At 67.9% G+C, this 16,171-nt stretch carries 14 protein-coding genes; 9 read left to right on the forward strand and 5 right to left on the reverse strand.

Annotated features, from left to right (window positions below; translation table 11 throughout):
* The 8 genes from ubiH (at position 1) to LPB260_RS06695 (ending at position 11,179) form a co-directional block, all read left to right on the forward strand.
* Positions 1-1,188, forward strand: coding sequence for a 2-octaprenyl-6-methoxyphenyl hydroxylase (ubiH, locus tag LPB260_RS06660; protein WP_208707913.1), 1,188 nt, complete (start codon positions 1-3; stop codon positions 1,186-1,188).
* Between the two features lie 155 nt (positions 1,189-1,343).
* The gene (locus LPB260_RS06665) at positions 1,344-2,561 is read left to right on the forward strand and encodes a 2-octaprenyl-3-methyl-6-methoxy-1,4-benzoquinol hydroxylase (RefSeq protein WP_208707914.1); all 1,218 of its coding nucleotides are present in this window, start codon (positions 1,344-1,346) and stop codon (positions 2,559-2,561) included.
* Positions 2,562-2,731: 170 nt separating this feature from the next.
* A complete protein-coding gene (locus tag LPB260_RS06670) occupies positions 2,732-3,733 on the forward strand; it encodes an extracellular solute-binding protein (protein WP_208707915.1) in 1,002 nt (333 codons plus the stop codon).
* 118 nt (positions 3,734-3,851) lie between these two features.
* Positions 3,852-5,468, forward strand: a complete 1,617-nt coding sequence (locus LPB260_RS06675; protein WP_208707916.1) for an iron ABC transporter permease — start codon at positions 3,852-3,854, stop codon at positions 5,466-5,468.
* 232 nt (positions 5,469-5,700) lie between these two features.
* Positions 5,701-6,798 carry a glycine cleavage system aminomethyltransferase GcvT gene (gene gcvT / locus LPB260_RS06680; protein ID WP_208707917.1) on the forward strand — a complete coding sequence of 366 codons (1,098 nt, stop codon included), beginning with the start codon at positions 5,701-5,703 and terminating at the stop codon, positions 6,796-6,798.
* 114 nt (positions 6,799-6,912) lie between these two features.
* The gene (gene gcvH / locus LPB260_RS06685) at positions 6,913-7,302 is read left to right on the forward strand and encodes a glycine cleavage system protein GcvH (protein ID WP_208707918.1); all 390 of its coding nucleotides are present in this window, start codon (positions 6,913-6,915) and stop codon (positions 7,300-7,302) included.
* Positions 7,303-7,386: 84 nt separating this feature from the next.
* Complete coding sequence (gcvP, locus tag LPB260_RS06690; protein WP_208707919.1) at positions 7,387-10,263, forward strand: aminomethyl-transferring glycine dehydrogenase; 2,877 nt, start codon at positions 7,387-7,389, stop codon at positions 10,261-10,263.
* A 163-nt stretch (positions 10,264-10,426) separates the two neighbouring features.
* A complete protein-coding gene (locus LPB260_RS06695) occupies positions 10,427-11,179 on the forward strand; it encodes an ABC transporter substrate-binding protein (RefSeq protein WP_208707920.1) in 753 nt (250 codons plus the stop codon).
* 40 nt (positions 11,180-11,219) lie between these two features.
* Here the strand turns inward: LPB260_RS06695 and LPB260_RS06700 are convergent, their stop codons facing one another.
* The 5 genes from LPB260_RS06700 to LPB260_RS06720 form a co-directional block, all read right to left on the reverse strand.
* Positions 11,220-11,525 (reverse strand): DUF2388 domain-containing protein, encoded by a 306-nt coding sequence (locus LPB260_RS06700; RefSeq protein ID WP_371926116.1) that lies wholly within the window; start codon positions 11,523-11,525, stop codon positions 11,220-11,222.
* 106 nt (positions 11,526-11,631) lie between these two features.
* The gene (locus LPB260_RS06705; protein ID WP_208707921.1) at positions 11,632-12,252 is read right to left on the reverse strand and encodes a GNAT family N-acetyltransferase; all 621 of its coding nucleotides are present in this window, start codon (positions 12,250-12,252) and stop codon (positions 11,632-11,634) included.
* Positions 12,249-12,698, reverse strand: a complete 450-nt coding sequence (locus LPB260_RS06710; protein WP_208707922.1) for an NfeD family protein — start codon at positions 12,696-12,698, stop codon at positions 12,249-12,251. The genes LPB260_RS06705 and LPB260_RS06710 overlap by 4 nt, the downstream gene beginning before the upstream one ends.
* Positions 12,699-12,701: 3 nt before the next feature.
* Positions 12,702-13,652, reverse strand: a complete 951-nt coding sequence (locus tag LPB260_RS06715) for an SPFH domain-containing protein (RefSeq protein ID WP_208707923.1) — start codon at positions 13,650-13,652, stop codon at positions 12,702-12,704.
* An 88-nt stretch (positions 13,653-13,740) separates the two neighbouring features.
* Entirely contained in the window at positions 13,741-15,330 is a 1,590-nt protein-coding gene (locus LPB260_RS06720) for a murein L,D-transpeptidase (RefSeq protein ID WP_256625534.1), read from the reverse strand.
* A gap of 138 nt (positions 15,331-15,468) precedes the next feature.
* Here LPB260_RS06720 and LPB260_RS06725 point away from each other — a divergent pair, with 138 nt between their 5' ends.
* Positions 15,469-16,167 carry a murein L,D-transpeptidase catalytic domain family protein gene (locus LPB260_RS06725; RefSeq protein ID WP_208707925.1) on the forward strand — a complete coding sequence of 233 codons (699 nt, stop codon included), beginning with the start codon at positions 15,469-15,471 and terminating at the stop codon, positions 16,165-16,167.
* Positions 16,168-16,171: the final 4 nt, after the last annotated feature.

The raw sequence follows: 16,171 nt of genomic DNA on the forward strand, positions 1-16,171 counted from the left end.
ATGCAGCGCGCCCATCTCGCGATCATTGGCGGCGGCCTGGTCGGCGCCAGCCTGGCCCTGGCCCTGCAGGGCGCGGCCAAGGCGCGCGGCTGGCAGATCTGCCTGATCGAGGCCTTTACCCCTGGCGACGGTTACCAGCCCAGCTATGACGCGCGCTCCACCGCGCTGTCCTACGGCTCGCAACAGATCTATCAGCGCCTGGGCATCTGGCAGCAGGTGACCAAGCGCGCCGAGCCTATCCGGCAGATCCACGTCTCCGACCGCGGCCGCTTCGCCGCGGCGCGCCTCAGTGCGATGGAGGAGGGCGTGCCGGCGCTCGGCTACGTGGTGGAGAACGCCTGGCTCGGCCAGTGCCTGTGGCAGGCCCTGGATCCGGAGGTGGTCAGCTGGCGCAGCCCGGCCCAGGTCACGCGTCTCGACGCGCTGCCGGCAGGCTATCGCCTGACCCTGGACGACGACTCCAGCCTGGAGTGCGAGCTGGCGGTGCTCGCCGAAGGCGGCCGCTCCGGTCTGCGCGAACAACTCGGCATCGGCGTCAGCCACCGCCCCTACGGGCAGAGTGCGCTGATCGCCAACCTCAGCCCGCAGGAAGCCCATCGCGGCCAGGCCTTCGAGCGTTTCACCGAAGACGGGCCGATGGCCCTGCTGCCGCTGCCGGACAACCGCTGTGCACTGATCTGGACCCGGGCCGAGGCCGATGCCGAGCGCTTGCTGCGCCTGGATGAGGCGGCCTTTCGCGCTGAGCTGCAACAGGCCTTCGGTTACCGCCTCGGCGCCATTGGCCAGGTCGGCGCCCGCCATCTCTATCCGCTGGCGTTGATCGAGGCCCAGGAACAGGTGCGCCCGCACCTGGTGGTGCTGGGCAATGCCGCGCACAGCCTGCACCCGATCGCCGGCCAGGGTTACAACCTGTCGTTGCGCGACACCCAGGCGCTGGCCGAGGCGCTGCTGGCCAGTCGCGCGCCACTCGGCGATTTCGCCGTGCTGCAGGGTTACCTGCAGCGCCAGCAGAGCGATCAGCAGCTGACCCTGGGCTTCTCCGACCGGGTCACGCGCCTGTTCAGCAATGGTGAGCCGCTGCTTGCCGCCGGGCGCAACCTCGGCCTGCTTGGCCTGGACCTGTTGCCGCCGGCCAAGCGCTGGTTCGCCCGCCAGGCCATGGGCCTGGGCACTCGCGCCCAGCCTTGAGCCGGCGCATGGACAAGGGCTGCGCAAGGGCCAGGTCGCCTAGAGCGCGCCGTTCTACCCCTGGTACCCGTGCGGTGGTCAGGCGCTGGTATGGGTACCCAAGACTCTCTACTTGCGACTCGAGCCCCACGCGGCGAGCCGCCTAAGGAATGGACATGGATGCGGATCTGATCATCGTCGGCGCCGGTATGGTCGGCAGCGCCCTGGCGCTGGCGCTGCAGGATGCGGGCCTGGAAATTCTGCTGGTCGATGGCGGGCCGCTGAGTGTCGCGCCGTTCGACCGCAACGGCGCCTTCGAGCCGCGCGTCAGCGCACTCTCGGCGGCCAGTCAGCGGGTGCTCGAGCGCCTCGGCGTATGGCCGGGCATCGCCGCACGGCGCGCCAGTGCCTACGGCGAGATGCAGGTGTGGGACGGCGCCGGCACCGGGCATATCCATTTCAGCGCGGCCAGCGTGCACGCGCAGACCCTCGGCCATATCGTCGAGAACCGGGTGGTGCAGGAGGCCCTGCTCGAGCGCCTGCACGACAGCCGGGTGGGCCTGCTGGCCGGTGCGCGCCTGGAACGCCTGCGCCGCTCCGGCGACGGCTGGCTGCTGAACCTGGAGGATGGTCGTGAGTTGCGCGCGCCGCTGCTGGTGGCCGCCGACGGCGCCAACTCGGCGGTGCGCCGCCTGGCCGGCTGCGCCACCCGCGAATGGGACTACCTGCACCATGCCATCGTCACCAGCGTGCGCTGCAGCGAGCCGCACCGGGCCACGGCCTGGCAGCGCTTCACCGATGACGGCCCGCTGGCCTTCCTGCCCCTCGATTCGGGCGACGGGCAGCACTGGTGCTCGATCGTCTGGTCCTGCGTGCCGGACGAGGCCGAGCGCCTGATGAACCTGCCGGACGAGGCCTTCTGCGAGGCGCTGGGCAAGGCCTTCGAGCATCGTCTGGGGCGGGTGCTGCAGGCCGATCGGCGCCTGCGCATCCCGCTGCGCCAGCGGCATGCCAAGCGTTACGTCGAGGACGGCCTGGCGCTGATCGGCGATGCCGCCCACAGCATTCATCCGCTGGCCGGGCAGGGGGTCAACCTGGGCTTTCTCGATGCCGCGGTGCTTGCCGAGGTGTTGCTGCACGCCCTGGGGCGTGGCGAGCGCCTGGCCGAGGAGCGGGTGCTGAGCCGCTACGAACGCCGGCGCATGCCCCACAACCTGGCGATGATGGCGGCGATGGAGGGTTTCGAGCGGCTGTTCCAGGCCGATCCGCTACCGCTGCGCTGGCTGCGCAATGCCGGGCTCAACTGGGTCGACGGCCAGCCCGAGGCCAAGGCCTTGTTCGTGCGTCAGGCCCTCGGCCTGTCCGGCGACCTGCCGGAGCTGGCGCGCCCCTGATCCGCGGCAGGGTCGCCGCTGGCCTAGTCTGACGCCTCCAGTGGCCGATCGCCTCGGTTCGCGATCTTGTCGTTGCTGGGATGGCGCCGTCGGAAATGCCTGGTTGAGAAACTAAATAGGATTCACTACTATTTGCCGACTGAGTTCACCTTCGACCAAGAGGCAGATCCATGCAAGTAAGCAAGCGTTTGTTCGCCGCCTTCACCCTCACCGCGCTGGCCGGCGCCGTGCAGGCCGCTGACGAAGTGGTGGTCTACTCCGCGCGTATCGACGAGCTGATCAAGCCGGTGTTCGACGCCTACACCGCCAAGACCGGTGTGCCGGTGAAATTCATCACCGACAAGGAGGCGCCGCTGCTGGCGCGCCTGAAGGCCGAGGGCGAGAACACCCCGGCCGACATGCTGATCACCGTGGATGCCGGCAACCTCTGGCAGGCCGAGCAGGAAGGCGTGCTCAAGCCGATCGAGTCGGCCGTCATCGAGCAGAACATCCCGTCGCAGTACCGCTCCAGCACCAATAGCTGGACCGGCCTGTCGCTGCGCGCGCGCACCATCGTCTACTCCACCGAGCGGGTCGAGCCGAGCGAACTGACCACCTACGAGGCCCTGGCCGACGAAAACTGGGAAGGCCGCCTGTGCCTGCGCACCAGCAAGAAGGTCTACAACCAGTCGCTGACCGCCACCCTGATCGAGAACCATGGCGCGGCCAAGACCGAGGAGATCGTCAAGGGCTGGGTCAACAACCTGGCCACCGACGTGTTCTCGGATGACACCGCGCTGATCAAGGCCATCGATGCCGGCCAGTGCGACGTGGGCATCGTCAACAGCTACTACTTCGTGCGCCTGCTCAAGCAGAAGCCGGACCTCAAGGCCAAGCTGTTCTGGCCGAACCAGGACGGCCGCGGCGTGCACGTCAACCTGTCCGGCGCCGGCGTGACCAAGCACGCACCGCATGCCGAGGCGGCGCAGAAGCTGCTGGAGTTCATGACCACCGCCGAACCCCAGGCGATCTTCGCCAACCTGAATCAGGAGTTCCCGGCCAACCCGCAGATCGATCCGTCGCCGGATGTCGCCGCCTGGGGCCGCTTCAAGGCCGACAGCGTGCCGGTCGAGGTGGCGGGCAAGCGCCAGGCCGAGGCCACCATGCTGATGGATCGCGCCGGCTGGAACTGATGACGGCCGGGTAGGGTGGATGGCGCTTTTGGCATCCACCCTGCAGCCAACCGGCTTTATACTCCCGACGCCCCGGCCTGACCGGGGCGTTGTGCTTTCTCAGTTCCGAGGATTCTGCGTGGCCCACCCTGCCCAGCGTCGCTGGTACCCCATCGCCTTTGCCGTCGCCCTTCTGGTGCTGCTGCCACTGAGCGTGCTGTTGTTCAGCTGGCACGAGGTGGACCGGCAGATCTGGGCCCACCTGTGGCAGACCCAGCTGCTGCGGCTGATCGGCAATACCCTGGTGCTGGTGCTCGGGGTGGGTGTCGGGGTGACCCTGCTCGGGGTCAGCCTGGCCTGGCTCACCAGCCTCTGCGAATTCCCCGGGCGGCGCTGGCTGGACTGGGCGCTGATGCTGCCGTTCGCCATTCCCGCCTATGTGCTGGCGTTCGTCTTCGTCGGCCTGCTGGACTTCGCCGGGCCGCTGCAGACGCTGCTGCGCGAGCTGTTCGGCAGCGGCCTGCGGCTGCCGCCAGTGCGCTCCACCGGCGGGGTGATCATCGTCCTGGTGCTGGTGTTCTACCCCTACGTCTACCTGCTGGCGCGCAATGCCTTCCTGGCCCAGGGCAAGGGCCTCATGGAGGCGGCGCGGGTGCTGGGCCTGAGTCCCTGGCAGGCGTTCTGGCGGGTGGCCCTGCCGGTGGCGCGACCGGCCATTGGCGCCGGCCTGGCCCTGGCGGTGATGGAGACCCTGGCCGACTTCGGCGCGGTCTCGGTGTTCAACTTCGACACCTTCACCACGGCCATCTACAAGACCTGGTACAGCTTCTACAGCCTGACCAGCGCCACCCAGCTGGCCAGCCTGCTGCTGTTCGCGGTGATGCTCGCGCTGTATGGCGAGCGCCGCGCCCGCGGCGCGGTGCGACCGAGCAACGAACGCCCGCGCGGCAAGGTGCTGTATCAGCTCACGGGCGGCCGGGCGCTGGCGGCCAGTGCCTGGTGCGGCTTGGTGTTCGCCTGCGCCTTCGTCATCCCGGTGCTGCAGCTGCTGGTGTGGTTCTGGCAGCGTGGGCGCTTCGATCTGGATGAGCGCTACAGCGCGTTGATCCTGCACACCCTCTATCTGGGCGGCCTGGCCGCGTTGATCACCGTCGGCGTGGCCCTGCTGCTGGCCTTCTCCCGGCGTCTGGCGCCGACCCGGCTGATGCGCTCGGCGGTCGGCCTGGCCAATCTCGGCTATGCCTTGCCCGGCTCGGTGCTGGCCGTGGCGATCATGCTGGCGTTCAGCTATCTGGATCGCCATCTGGTGATACCGCTGTCCGGCTGGCTGGGCGGAGCCGGTCAACCGATGTTGCTGGGCAGCCTGTCGGCGCTGCTGCTGGCCTACCTGATCCGCTTCCTGGCGGTGGCCTATGGGCCGTTGGAGAACAGCCTGGCGCGAATCCGCCCGTCGCTGCCGGAGGCCTCGCGCAGCCTCGGCGTCGGCGGTGTCGGCCTGTTCCTGCGGGTCTACCTGCCGCTGCTGGTGCCCGGCGCCCTGTCCGCGGCGCTGCTGGTGTTCGTCGACGTGCTCAAGGAGATGCCGGCCACCCTGCTGATGCGCCCCTTCGGCTGGGACACCCTGTCGGTGCGGGTCTTCGAGATGACCAGCGAGGGCGAATGGGCGCGCGCCGCGCTGCCGGCCCTGACCCTGGTGCTGGTCGGCCTGCTGCCGGTGATCCTGCTGATTCGCCGTTCCGCCCGGCGCATCGGCTAGGCGCAGCGGGCGGCGTCCCCGCCGCCCCTTTCCGGGCGGGTCATGAGCGGCTCCGACCGGTGAGCCGTCGGTCGAGATGACCCGCCCCGACCTTGCGGCTACAATGCGCGCCATTCGCTGCGACCGGTCATTGCCATCGGGAGGGCGGAATCCCCGCAAACGCCCGATTCACGGGCGTTGCGCGGATTTCAGCGCCTGCTCGCAGCCCTGCCAAGCCCGGAAGGAGATACCTATGGGACAGCGCACAGCTCTTTACGACCTGCACCTCGCCTTGGGGGCCAAGATGGTCGACTTCGGCGGCTGGGACATGCCGCTGCACTACGGTTCGCAAGTCGAGGAACATCATCAGGTGCGTCGCGACTGCGGGGTCTTCGACGTGTCGCACATGACCGTGGTGGATGTGTCTGGCGAGCAGGCCAAGGTCTATCTGCAGCACCTGCTGGCCAACGACGTCGAGCGTCTGCAGGTACCGGGCAAGGCCCTCTACAGCGCCATGCTCAACGAGCAGGGCGGGGTGGTCGACGACCTGATCGTCTACCTCACCGGTGTCTCGGCGCAGCAGCCCAGCTACCGCCTGGTGGTCAACGCGGCCACCCGCGACAAGGACCTGGCCTGGATGCGTCTGCAGAGCGCCGGCTTCGCCGTCGCACTGGACGAGCGCGCGGAGCTGGCCCTGCTGGCGATCCAGGGCCCGCAGGCGCGGGCCAGGACCTCCGAGCTGGTGACCCAGGCGCGCGCCGCGCTGATCCACGAGCTGAAACCCTTCCAGGGCCTGGCCGAAGGTGACTGGTTTATCGCCCGCACCGGTTATACCGGCGAGGACGGCCTGGAAATCATGCTGCCGGCCGAGCAGGCGGTGGCCTTCTTCAACGACCTGGTGGGTGCCGGCATCTCGCCGATCGGCCTCGGCGCCCGCGATACCCTGCGCCTGGAAGCGGGCATGAACCTGTACGGCCAGGACATGGACGAGCAGGTCTCGCCGCTGGCCGCCAACATGGCCTGGACCGTGGCCTGGGAGCCGGCCGCGCGCCGCTTCGTCGGGCGTGTCAGCCTGGAGGCGCAGCGCGCGGGCGCCAGCCAGGCCAAGCTGGTCGGCCTGGTGCTCGAGGAACGTGGCGTGCTGCGCGCCCACCAGGTGGTGCGGGTAGAGGGGGTGGGCGAGGGCGAGATCACCAGTGGCAGCTTCTCGCCGACCCTGAACAAGTCCATCGCCCTGGCCCGCGTACCGGCGGCCACCGCCGAGCGCGCCGAGGTGGAAATCCGCGGCAAGTGGTACCCGGTGCGCGTGGTCCAGCCGACTTTCGTGCGCCATGGCAAAGCCTTGATCTAGGCTTGGCCAAGGGCCAGCGGCTCGAATTCTTAAAGGCAGGGCCGGCGCGATCAGCGGCGCCTGCTAAATTTTCCAGACGGCGCGGTCGCCGTCATGTCAGATGAGGAACGACACATGAGCACTATCCCCGACGATCTGCGTTACGCCGCCAGCCACGAATGGGCCCGTCTGGAGGCGGATGGCAGCGTCACCGTGGGTATCTCCGACCATGCCCAGGAAGCCCTCGGCGACGTGGTCTTCATCGAGCTGCCGGAAGTCGGCAAGACCCTGTCCGCCGGCCAGGAAGCCGGGGTGGTGGAGTCGGTCAAGGCCGCCTCCGACATCTACTCGCCAATCGGCGGCGAAGTGATCGCCATCAACGAGTCCCTGGCCGACAGCCCCGAGAGCGTCAACGGCGACCCCTACGGCAGCTGGTTCTTCAAGCTCAAGCCGAGCGATGTCAGCGAGCTGGACAAGCTGCTCGACGCCGCCAGCTACAAGGCCAACGCCGACGCGGACGCCTAATCGTCCGGGCAGAACGCTGAGTTTTTCCTAAGCTGATAGAGCCTCGCATCGTCGAGGCTTTGTCTTTTTAGCAGAGTGATGGCCATGCCCCAGACACCCCGCCTTGCCCAGTTGCAGCAGCCCGACGCCTTCCTGCGTCGCCACCTCGGCCCGGATGCCGCCGAACAGCAGGCCATGCTGGCGAGCCTCGGCCTGCCCAGTCGCGCCGCGCTGATCGAACAGACGGTACCGCCGGCGATCCGCCTGAAGCGGCCGCTGGAGTTGCCGGCGGCCCTGGACGAGCAGGCCGCCCTGGCCAAGCTGTGGGGCTATGCCGAGCAGAACCAGGTGTGGACCAGCCTGATCGGCATGGGTTACCACGGCACCATCACCCCCACGGTGATCCTGCGCAACGTGCTGGAGAACCCGGGCTGGTACACCGCCTACACGCCCTACCAGCCGGAGATCGCCCAGGGGCGCCTGGAGGCGCTGCTGAATTTCCAGCAACTGACCATCGACCTGACCGGCCTGGAGCTGGCCAGCGCCTCGCTGCTCGACGAGGCCACCGCCGCCGCCGAAGCCATGGCCCTGGCCAAGCGCGTGGCCAAGAGCAAGAGCAACCTGTTCTTCGTCGACGAGAACTGCCATCCGCAGACGATTTCCGTGGTGCAGACCCGTGCCGAGGCGTTCGGCTTCGACCTGGTGGTCGAAACCGTGGACAAGCTCGGCGAGCAGCAGGTGTTCGGCGCGCTGCTGCAGTACCCGGATACCCACGGCGAGATCCGCGATCTGCGGCCACTGATCGAGCAGCTGCACGCCCAGCAGGCGCTGGCCTGCGTCGCCTGCGACCTGCTCAGCCTGCTGCTGCTGACCCCGCCGGGCGAGCTGGGTGCCGACGTGGTATTCGGTTCGGCGCAGCGCTTCGGCGTGCCGATGGGCTACGGCGGCCCCCACGCGGCCTTCTTCGCCACCCGCGACGCCTTCAAGCGGGCCATGCCCGGGCGGATCATCGGCGTGTCCAAGGACACCCGCGACAACGTCGCGCTGCGCATGGCCCTGCAGACCCGCGAGCAGCATATCCGCCGCGAGAAGGCCAACTCCAACATCTGCACCGCCCAGGTGCTGCTGGCCAACATCGCCAGCTGCTACGCGGTGTACCACGGCCCCGAGGGCCTCAAGCGCATCGCCCAGCGCGTGCATCGGCTGACCGCGATCCTCGCCGCCGGCCTGGCGCAGAACGGCATTGCCCGTGACAACCGGCATTTCTTCGACACCCTGACCCTCGATGTCGGCGGCAGCCAGGCGGCGATCATCGAGTCGGCCAAGCAGGCGCGGATCAACCTGCGCATCCTCGGCCGCGGCAAGCTCGGCGTCAGCCTCGACGAGACCTGCGACGAGCGCACGGTGATGCAGCTGTTCGCGGTCTTCCTCGGCGCCGACCACGGCCTCAGCGTGGCCAAGCTGGACCAGGGCGAGATCGCCGACGGCATTCCCGCCACGCTGCTGCGCAGCTCCGGCTACCTGATCCATCCGGTGTTCAACGCCCACCACAGCGAAACCGAGATGCTGCGCTACCTCAAGCAATTGGAGAACAAGGACCTGGCGCTGAACCAGGCGATGATTCCGCTCGGTTCCTGCACCATGAAGCTCAACGCCACCAGCGAGATGATCCCCATCACCTGGCCGCAATTCGCCAACCTGCACCCCTTCGTGCCGCGGGACCAGGCCCTAGGCTACAAGGCGATGATCGACGAGCTGGAGGCCTGGCTGTGCGCCATCACCGGCTTCGATGCCGTGTCCATGCAGCCCAACTCCGGGGCCCAGGGCGAATACGCCGGGCTGCTGGCGATCCGCCGCTACCATGAGAGCCGCGGCGACAGCCAGCGCACCATCTGCCTGATCCCGGCCTCGGCCCACGGCACCAATCCGGCCTCGGCGCAGATGGCCAGCATGCGCGTGCAGATCGTCGAGTGCGACGCCGAGGGCAACGTCGACCTCGACGACCTCAAGCGCAAGGCGGCCGAGGCGGGCGAGCAGCTGGCCTGCCTGATGGCCACCTACCCCTCGACCCATGGCGTCTACGAGGAAGGTATCCGCGAGATCTGCGAGGTGATTCACAACCATGGCGGCCAGGTGTACATGGACGGCGCCAACCTGAACGCGCAAGTGGGGCTGACCCGTCCGGCCGATATCGGCGCCGACGTGTCGCACATGAACCTGCACAAGACCTTCTGCATTCCCCACGGCGGCGGCGGCCCGGGCATGGGGCCGATCGGCGTGCGCGCGCACCTGGCGCCCTTCGTCGCCAACCACCCGGTGGTCGAGCTGCAGGGGCCCAACCCGCAGAACGGCGCGGTCAGCGCGGCGCCCTGGGGCAGCGCCAGCATCCTGCCGATCAGCTGGATGTACATCGCCATGATGGGGCCGCAGCTGGCCGACGCCACCGAACTGGCGATCCTCGGCGCCAACTACCTGGCCAACCAGCTGGGTGGCGCCTTCCCGGTGCTGTACAGCGGCCGCAACGGCAGGGTGGCCCACGAGTGCATCCTCGACCTGCGCCCGCTCAAGGCGGAAACCGGGATCAGCGAGGAGGACGTGGCCAAGCGCCTGATCGACTACGGCTTCCACGCCCCGACCATGTCCTTCCCGGTGCCCGGCACGCTGATGATCGAGCCGACCGAAAGCGAGAACAAGCACGAGCTGGACCGCTTCATCGAGGCCATGCTGAGCATTCGCGAGGAGATCGCCAAGGTGCAGCGCGGCGAATGGCCGGCCGAGGACAACCCCCTCAAGCACGCCCCGCATACCCTGGCCGACGTCGTCGGGCCCTGGCAGCGGCCCTACAGCATCGAGGAGGCGGTGACCCCGACGGCCCACTGCCGGGCCCACAAGTACTGGCCGACGGTCAACCGGGTGGACAACGTCTATGGCGACCGCAACCTGTTCTGCGCCTGCGTGCCGCTGGACGCCTACCGGGAGTGACCGATCCTCGAGGTGAGTGGCCAGGCGGGCCGCTCAAGGTGCAAGGGCTGACCTGACCAGCTGTCGCCGGCGCTGGCCGAGCAGCTCGACGCGCTCGCCGGTACCCTTTACCCGGGCCCAAGCTCGGAGCACACTCCGGGCTGAGTACGGGAAGAGGCTGGCAATGAGACGTTTGATCGGCGCATCTGGCTTGCTGCTCTCGATCCTGTGCCCGGGCGCGGCCCTCTCGGCCAGCGAGCCCGCGACGATGAAGATCGTCTATACCGACTACCGGCCCTACAGCTGGGAGGAGGGCAGCCAGGTGATCGGCCTGGAAGTCGATCTGCTGGAAGAAGCCTTGCGCAAGCGCCTCGGAATCACCCTGGAACACAAGGTGCTGCCCTGGGAGCGCGCCCAGCAACAGGTCAGGAGTGGATTGGCGGACGCCTTCGTCGCCAGCCCAAGCCCGGCACGCCTGGTCTATGCCGTGGCCAGCCGCGAGCCGGTGTCCTACTGGGATCTCTCATTGTTCTTCCGCAAGGGGGACCGGCGCCTGGCTGGTATCAGATCGCTGGAGCAGCTCGCCCCCTTGCGCATCGGTACCCTGCTGGGCAATGCCTGGGTCAAGGACAAGCTGGGCAATCTGCAGGTGCAATACTTGGCGAAGATGGAACAGCTGCCACCCACGCTGTTGGCCGGGCGTTTCGACGTGATTCCCGACAATCCCTACGTGATACACCATCTCCTGAAGCGCGGCGGGTATGCCGCCGAGATCGGCGAGACATCGCTCTCCGGCCATCGAACCGAGATGCTGCTCTACATCGGCAAGGCGTCGAGTTTCGCGTCGCGGCTCGAAGAGGTCGACCAGGTACTGCAGGCAATGCGCGCCGACGGTACCTGGCAGCGCATCCATGCCCAGTACAGAGTCGACAATTGAGCGCGGCCAGGCGGCGGGCTTCTATCAGGCGGCTACGGGCTCAGCGCGGCTCGCTCGCGAGGATGGCGCCCGCCAGTTCCATGTCGCTGGCCTGCAGGTCCGGATGCTCGCGGCGCACCTGCTGCAGCGCCGCCTCCAGGTAGGGCCCGCGAATCTGCCCGGCGCTGGCGATAAAGCTGCTCGCATCGTCCTGGGCCGGCACGATCAGCTTCTTGTCCTTGAAGGTCAGGTAGGTCGAGGCCGTGGTCGCCCCGGACGAGAGAATGTCGCGCCAAGTGGTTTCGGCGAATGCCGGCGCGGTGGCCAGGGACAAGGCGGCAAGGAGGGGCAGGCTGAAACGGTGCATGCGAATGACTCCCGGGCGGTGGTGATATAGCTCAGAGTCCCAAGTGAGTCGCGGGTTCCGGCGGCATGACCAACTGCGCACTGTAGCCGGTTGAGGTTGGCTTTTTTCAGCGCGAACCGCTTTCCCAGGAGAGCTGGAGGTAGTGCTGATGCAGACCAGATATGTGCAAGTCGGCGCTCCGTTGAAAACCTAGGCGGTGGTATAGCGGCAGGTTTCGCGGCTCACCCGTTTCAAGGGCCACCGCGAGGCTGCCATGCAGCTTGCAATGGCTCAGGGTGTGATTGAGTAACAGGCCCCCGAGACCTTGGCCTCGGTGCTCGGGAGCCACTGCTATGAACTCGATTCGGGCGACGCCGGGCGAGCCCCCTTGCAAGTTGAATGTTTCTAGGAGATGGTCCAAGCGGGCCAGGCAGTCCTCGCCGCACTGCTCGCGAATGGTCATTCCAAGCGCTTCCGAGCTGGCCGCTTCGGGCTGTTCATTGCCCAGGCTGAAATAGCTCACGCCGAGCAGGTGATCGTCCTTCCAAGCGGCAAGGGCGGGTAATGCCTGGCCGTGATGGAAGCGCTGGTAGGCGGCGAGATAGGAGCGACGGCGTTGGTCGAAGCCAGGGCGCTCGCGAAACAGGAACCAGCCGATTGTTGGATCACGAGCGAAGGCCGTATCGAGCAGGTCGAGCGCCGCCGCATGCTGTATGTCCGACAGCAGTGTGAAACGTAGAGCCCTCATGCCGCCGCTTCGACCTTGAGCAGCACGCCCTCCTGGCCGATCACCTTGACCGTGCTGCCGGCCGGCAGGTCCGGGCCGCTGACCAGCCACAGCGAGTCGCCGGCCTTGATCTTGCCGCGCCCGCCGCTGATCGCCTCGTGCAGGACGAACCGGCGGCCCAGCAGTTCACTACCGCGATCGTTCAGCCCGGGCTGATCGGACGGCTTGGCCGCGGTGCGCTGGCGCCGCCACCAGAACACCGCGGTGAGCACCGAGAGGCTGCCGAACAGGAGAAACTGCACCGCCCAGGGCAGGGCCGGGAACAGGTAGGTGAGCACGCCGACGCCGGCGGCGGCCATGCCGATCCACAGCAGGTAGCCGCCGGCGCCGAATACCTCGAGGATCAGCAGCAGGGTGCCGAAGGCCAGCCAGTCCCAGAACGACAGGTGTTGCAGGTATTCCCACATCGCTTAGCCCTTCCGCTCGCCCGGGGCCGCCCCGGCATGGTCCGCCCCGGCGAAGGTGGCTCTGACGATCTCGCCGATGCCGCCCACCGCGCCGATCACCTGGCTGGCCTCCAGTGGCATGAGGATCACCTTGCTGTTGTTGGCCGAAGCCAGCTTGCCCAGGGCGTCGACATATTTCTGCGCGACGAAGTAGTTCACCGCCTGCACATTGCCGCTGGCGATGGCGTCGGAGACCACACGAGTGGCTTCGGCTTCCGCCGCCGCGGCGCGTTCGCGGGCCTCGGCTTCGAGGAAGGCGGCCTGGCGCTCACCCTCGGCCTCGAGAATCTGCGCCTGCTTCTTGCCTTCGGCGGTGAGGATCGCGGCCTGGCGCAGCCCTTCGGCCTCGAGGATCTGCGCGCGCTTGATGCGCTCGGCCTTCATCTGCCCGGACATGGCGGCCATCAGGTCTTCGGGCGGGCTGATGTCCTTGATCTCGATGCGGGTGATCTTGATGCCCCAGGGCGCGGTGGCCTCGTCGACGGTCTTGAGCAGGCGCTCGTTGATCGCATCGCGCTGGCTGAGCATGGCGTCCAGTTCCAGGGAGCCGAGCACGGTGCGGATATTGGTCATCACCAGGTTGCGGATGGCATGTTCGAGGTTATTCACCTCGTAGGCGGCCTGGGCCGCATTGATCACCTGGAAGAAGCACACCGCATCGATCTGCACGGTGGCGTTGTCGGAGGTGATCACCTCCTGCGGCTCGATGTCCAGCACGCTCTCCATGACGCTGAGCTTGCGGCCGATGCGGTCCATCACCGGCACTATGATGTTGAGCCCCGGTTTCAGCGTGGTGGTGTAGCGGCCGAAGCGCTCCACCGTCCACTGGGAGCCCTGGGGCACCACCTTGAAACCCATGAAGACCACGGCCACGGCGAGGCCGACGAAGAGAAAGATGACACTGCCGATTTCCATTAAACGCGAACTCCTTGTGCTGTGCGGATCGGGCGCGATTGTATGCCTATAGTCGCTGCTTTGCCGGAGCGCCAGGCCGGGCTGTGATTCAGTGCCCAGGCTTTTGCAGGGCGGCGAGCAGGCGGGCGTCGCGGGCATAGATGTCGTTGCGCAGAATCAAGGTGCCGTCCGGGTCCACGTGGGCGGTCCAGTAGGCCATGACGATCGGCAGGCGCCGCTTGATCGGGTAGTTCTGCGTGCGCTTGCTGGCCAGGCGCCGGAGGATCTCCGCGCAGTCCTCGGCCGGCAGCAGGGTCTGCAGCAACTGCAGAATCCCTTCGATGCGCACGCAACCCGAACTGAAGGCCCGTGGCGACTTGGCGAACAGGTGCTGGCTCGGGGTGTCGTGCAGGTACACGGCGAAGGGGTTGGCAAAGCGGATGGCCAGCTGGCCGAGCGGGTTATCCGGCCCGGCGTCCTGGCGCAGGATGATGCGCCCCGGGTTCTCCCAGTCGATGCCGGCCGGGTCGAGTGGATTGCCGGCATAGTCGAGCACGCGCATGTTGTGCTGTTGCAGATAGTCCGGGTCGCGGAGGATCTCCGGGACCTTGTCCTCGCGCAGGATGGTTGGCGGCACGCTCCAGGTGGGGTTGAGCGTCAGGCGGCTGACCAGCGACTTGAGCTGCGGCGTCTGCCGGTCCGCGCGGCCGACCACGGTGCGGCCCTGCCAGCGCAGCTGCCGATCGCGGTAATAGCTGAGCAGGCCGCCGGCGATATCCACCAGCAGGGTCTCCGCCTCGATGTCGCCGGCCAGCCAGCGCCAGCGCTCCAGGTTGACCCGTAACTGACCGAGGCGGTCGGCGGCAGGGGTGTTCAGCGCGCTCAGGGTGTAGGGGCCGACCAGGCCATCGGCCTGCAGGCCGTGGCGGCTCTGGAACTGTTCTACTGCCGCCAGCACGGCAGGGTCGTACAGCGCGTCGTCGGCCTGCGGGCGCTCCCCGAGGTAGCCGCCGGCCTCCAGGCGCGCCGCCAGCAGTGCCACCCGCTCGTCACGCATGCCCGGCCGCAGCAGGCGCCCGGGTGGAACCGGCGTCCATTCGTTCAGGGGCTGGCGCCGACGCTCGGCGTAGGCGCGACGCAGTGCCTGGTACTGCGCCAGTTGTGGGCGCGCGGCGGCGAAGGCCGCCGCCGGCTCATCCAGGCCGCGCCAGGCCAGCTCGAGCAGCGTGGGCTGCGGCGTTGGCGAGGCGCTCTGCGGGGCGCGCCAGAATGGCTCGAGGGCGTCCTGCGGCAGGCGCCCGCGCGACAGGTGCTGCAATGCCTGCAGGTAGCTGCGACTGGCCAGCAGCTCGGCGCAGGCGCTGTGCTGCTCGGCGGATGAAGAGGCCGGGGCGGCTCGGTCCAGGGGATAGTCAGCCGGGTCGAGACCGTCGTCGCGCAGCTGCTCCAGCTCGCGCAGCAATGCCGCTCGTCGGCTGGGCTCCTGCCAGAGCGGGGTGAAGGCGCGGCGCTGGTAAAACTCATGGAGCTGGCTTGAGACCCCTGGCTCGCTGGCTGCGAGCCAGGGCGCGCAGGCTTCGGCACGTTGTTCGAGCGTCAGGCGGATGCGCTCCTGCAGCGGCTCGCTGGCCGCGCAGGCGAGGGCGACGACGGCCAGCAGACAGCCGGTGATGAGGCCATGTGCGGTTTTTTTGTACACTTGTCGACTCCAGCCCATGGTTCGCTAGCAAGCCTAGTCGAACAGGCTTCCATCCATTACGCAAACCATGGCCGCAGTCGATCGGAGCCCGGCGCCCACTGGGGGCGGGACCAGGAGCAAGGCTTAGTTGGGGGGAGTGTGACCAGACTGCTTCGGCGCCTGTGCCTTTACGGTGCGTGGCTATTCCTGTTTTCGTCGCCACTGCAGGCTGGCGGAGTCCCGGCTGCCGGTCTGTCGGATAGCCTGGCACGGGTTGCCCCCGGCCTGGACCGTCAGGTTCTGCAACATGCGGTGGCGGCCATGCAGTGCGCGGTCAACCATGGCGCCGCCCCGGCGCGGCGCCTGGCGGTGATCGACTATTCGCTGCCGTCCACGGCCAAGCGCCTGTGGATCTTCGACCTGGAGCGCAAGAAACTGGTGCTGCACGACCTGGTCGCTCACGGACGCCAGACCGGGGAGAACCACGCCAGGCGCTTCTCCAATGTGGTCGACAGCTACCAGTCGAGCCTGGGCCTGTTCCGCACCGCCGAAAGCTACCGCGGCAAACATGGCTATTCATTGCGCATGGATGGCCTGGAGCCGGGGGTCAACGATCGCGCCCGGGAACGGGCCATCGTCATCCACGGCGCCGCCTACGTCGATCCACGCCTGGCCAGCACCCAGGGGCGCATCGGCCGCAGTCTGGGCTGCCCCGCGGTGCGCCCGCAGGTGGCGCGCCTGGTGGTCGACCAGCTCAAGGGCGGGCAGTTCATGTTCGCCTGGTATCCCGACCAGGGCTGGCTGCGCAGTTCCGCCTACCTCAACTGCCGGCCCCAGCAGCTCGCCACCCTGCGCTGATTCC

Source organism: Pseudomonas sp. LPB0260 (genome assembly GCF_013388395.1).

What these genes read in the sequence shown, in the direction of transcription:
- LPB260_RS06710 (WP_208707922.1), bottom strand. Translation starts at nt 12,698, where the DNA reads ATGTGGGAATACCTGCAACACCTGTCGTTCTGGGACTGGCTGGCCTTC.
- gcvH (WP_208707918.1), top strand. Translation starts at nt 6,913, where the DNA reads ATGAGCACTATCCCCGACGATCTGCGTTACGCCGCCAGCCACGAATGG.
- LPB260_RS06715 (WP_208707923.1), bottom strand. Translation starts at nt 13,652, where the DNA reads ATGGAAATCGGCAGTGTCATCTTTCTCTTCGTCGGCCTCGCCGTGGCC.
- gcvP (WP_208707919.1), top strand. Translation starts at nt 7,387, where the DNA reads ATGCCCCAGACACCCCGCCTTGCCCAGTTGCAGCAGCCCGACGCCTTC.
- ubiH (WP_208707913.1), top strand. Translation starts at nt 1, where the DNA reads ATGCAGCGCGCCCATCTCGCGATCATTGGCGGCGGCCTGGTCGGCGCC.
- LPB260_RS06695 (WP_208707920.1), top strand. Translation starts at nt 10,427, where the DNA reads ATGAGACGTTTGATCGGCGCATCTGGCTTGCTGCTCTCGATCCTGTGC.
- LPB260_RS06670 (WP_208707915.1), top strand. Translation starts at nt 2,732, where the DNA reads ATGCAAGTAAGCAAGCGTTTGTTCGCCGCCTTCACCCTCACCGCGCTG.
- LPB260_RS06665 (WP_208707914.1), top strand. Translation starts at nt 1,344, where the DNA reads ATGGATGCGGATCTGATCATCGTCGGCGCCGGTATGGTCGGCAGCGCC.
- gcvT (WP_208707917.1), top strand. Translation starts at nt 5,701, where the DNA reads ATGGGACAGCGCACAGCTCTTTACGACCTGCACCTCGCCTTGGGGGCC.
- LPB260_RS06700 (WP_371926116.1), bottom strand. Translation starts at nt 11,525, where the DNA reads ATGCACCGTTTCAGCCTGCCCCTCCTTGCCGCCTTGTCCCTGGCCACC.
- LPB260_RS06705 (WP_208707921.1), bottom strand. Translation starts at nt 12,252, where the DNA reads ATGAGGGCTCTACGTTTCACACTGCTGTCGGACATACAGCATGCGGCG.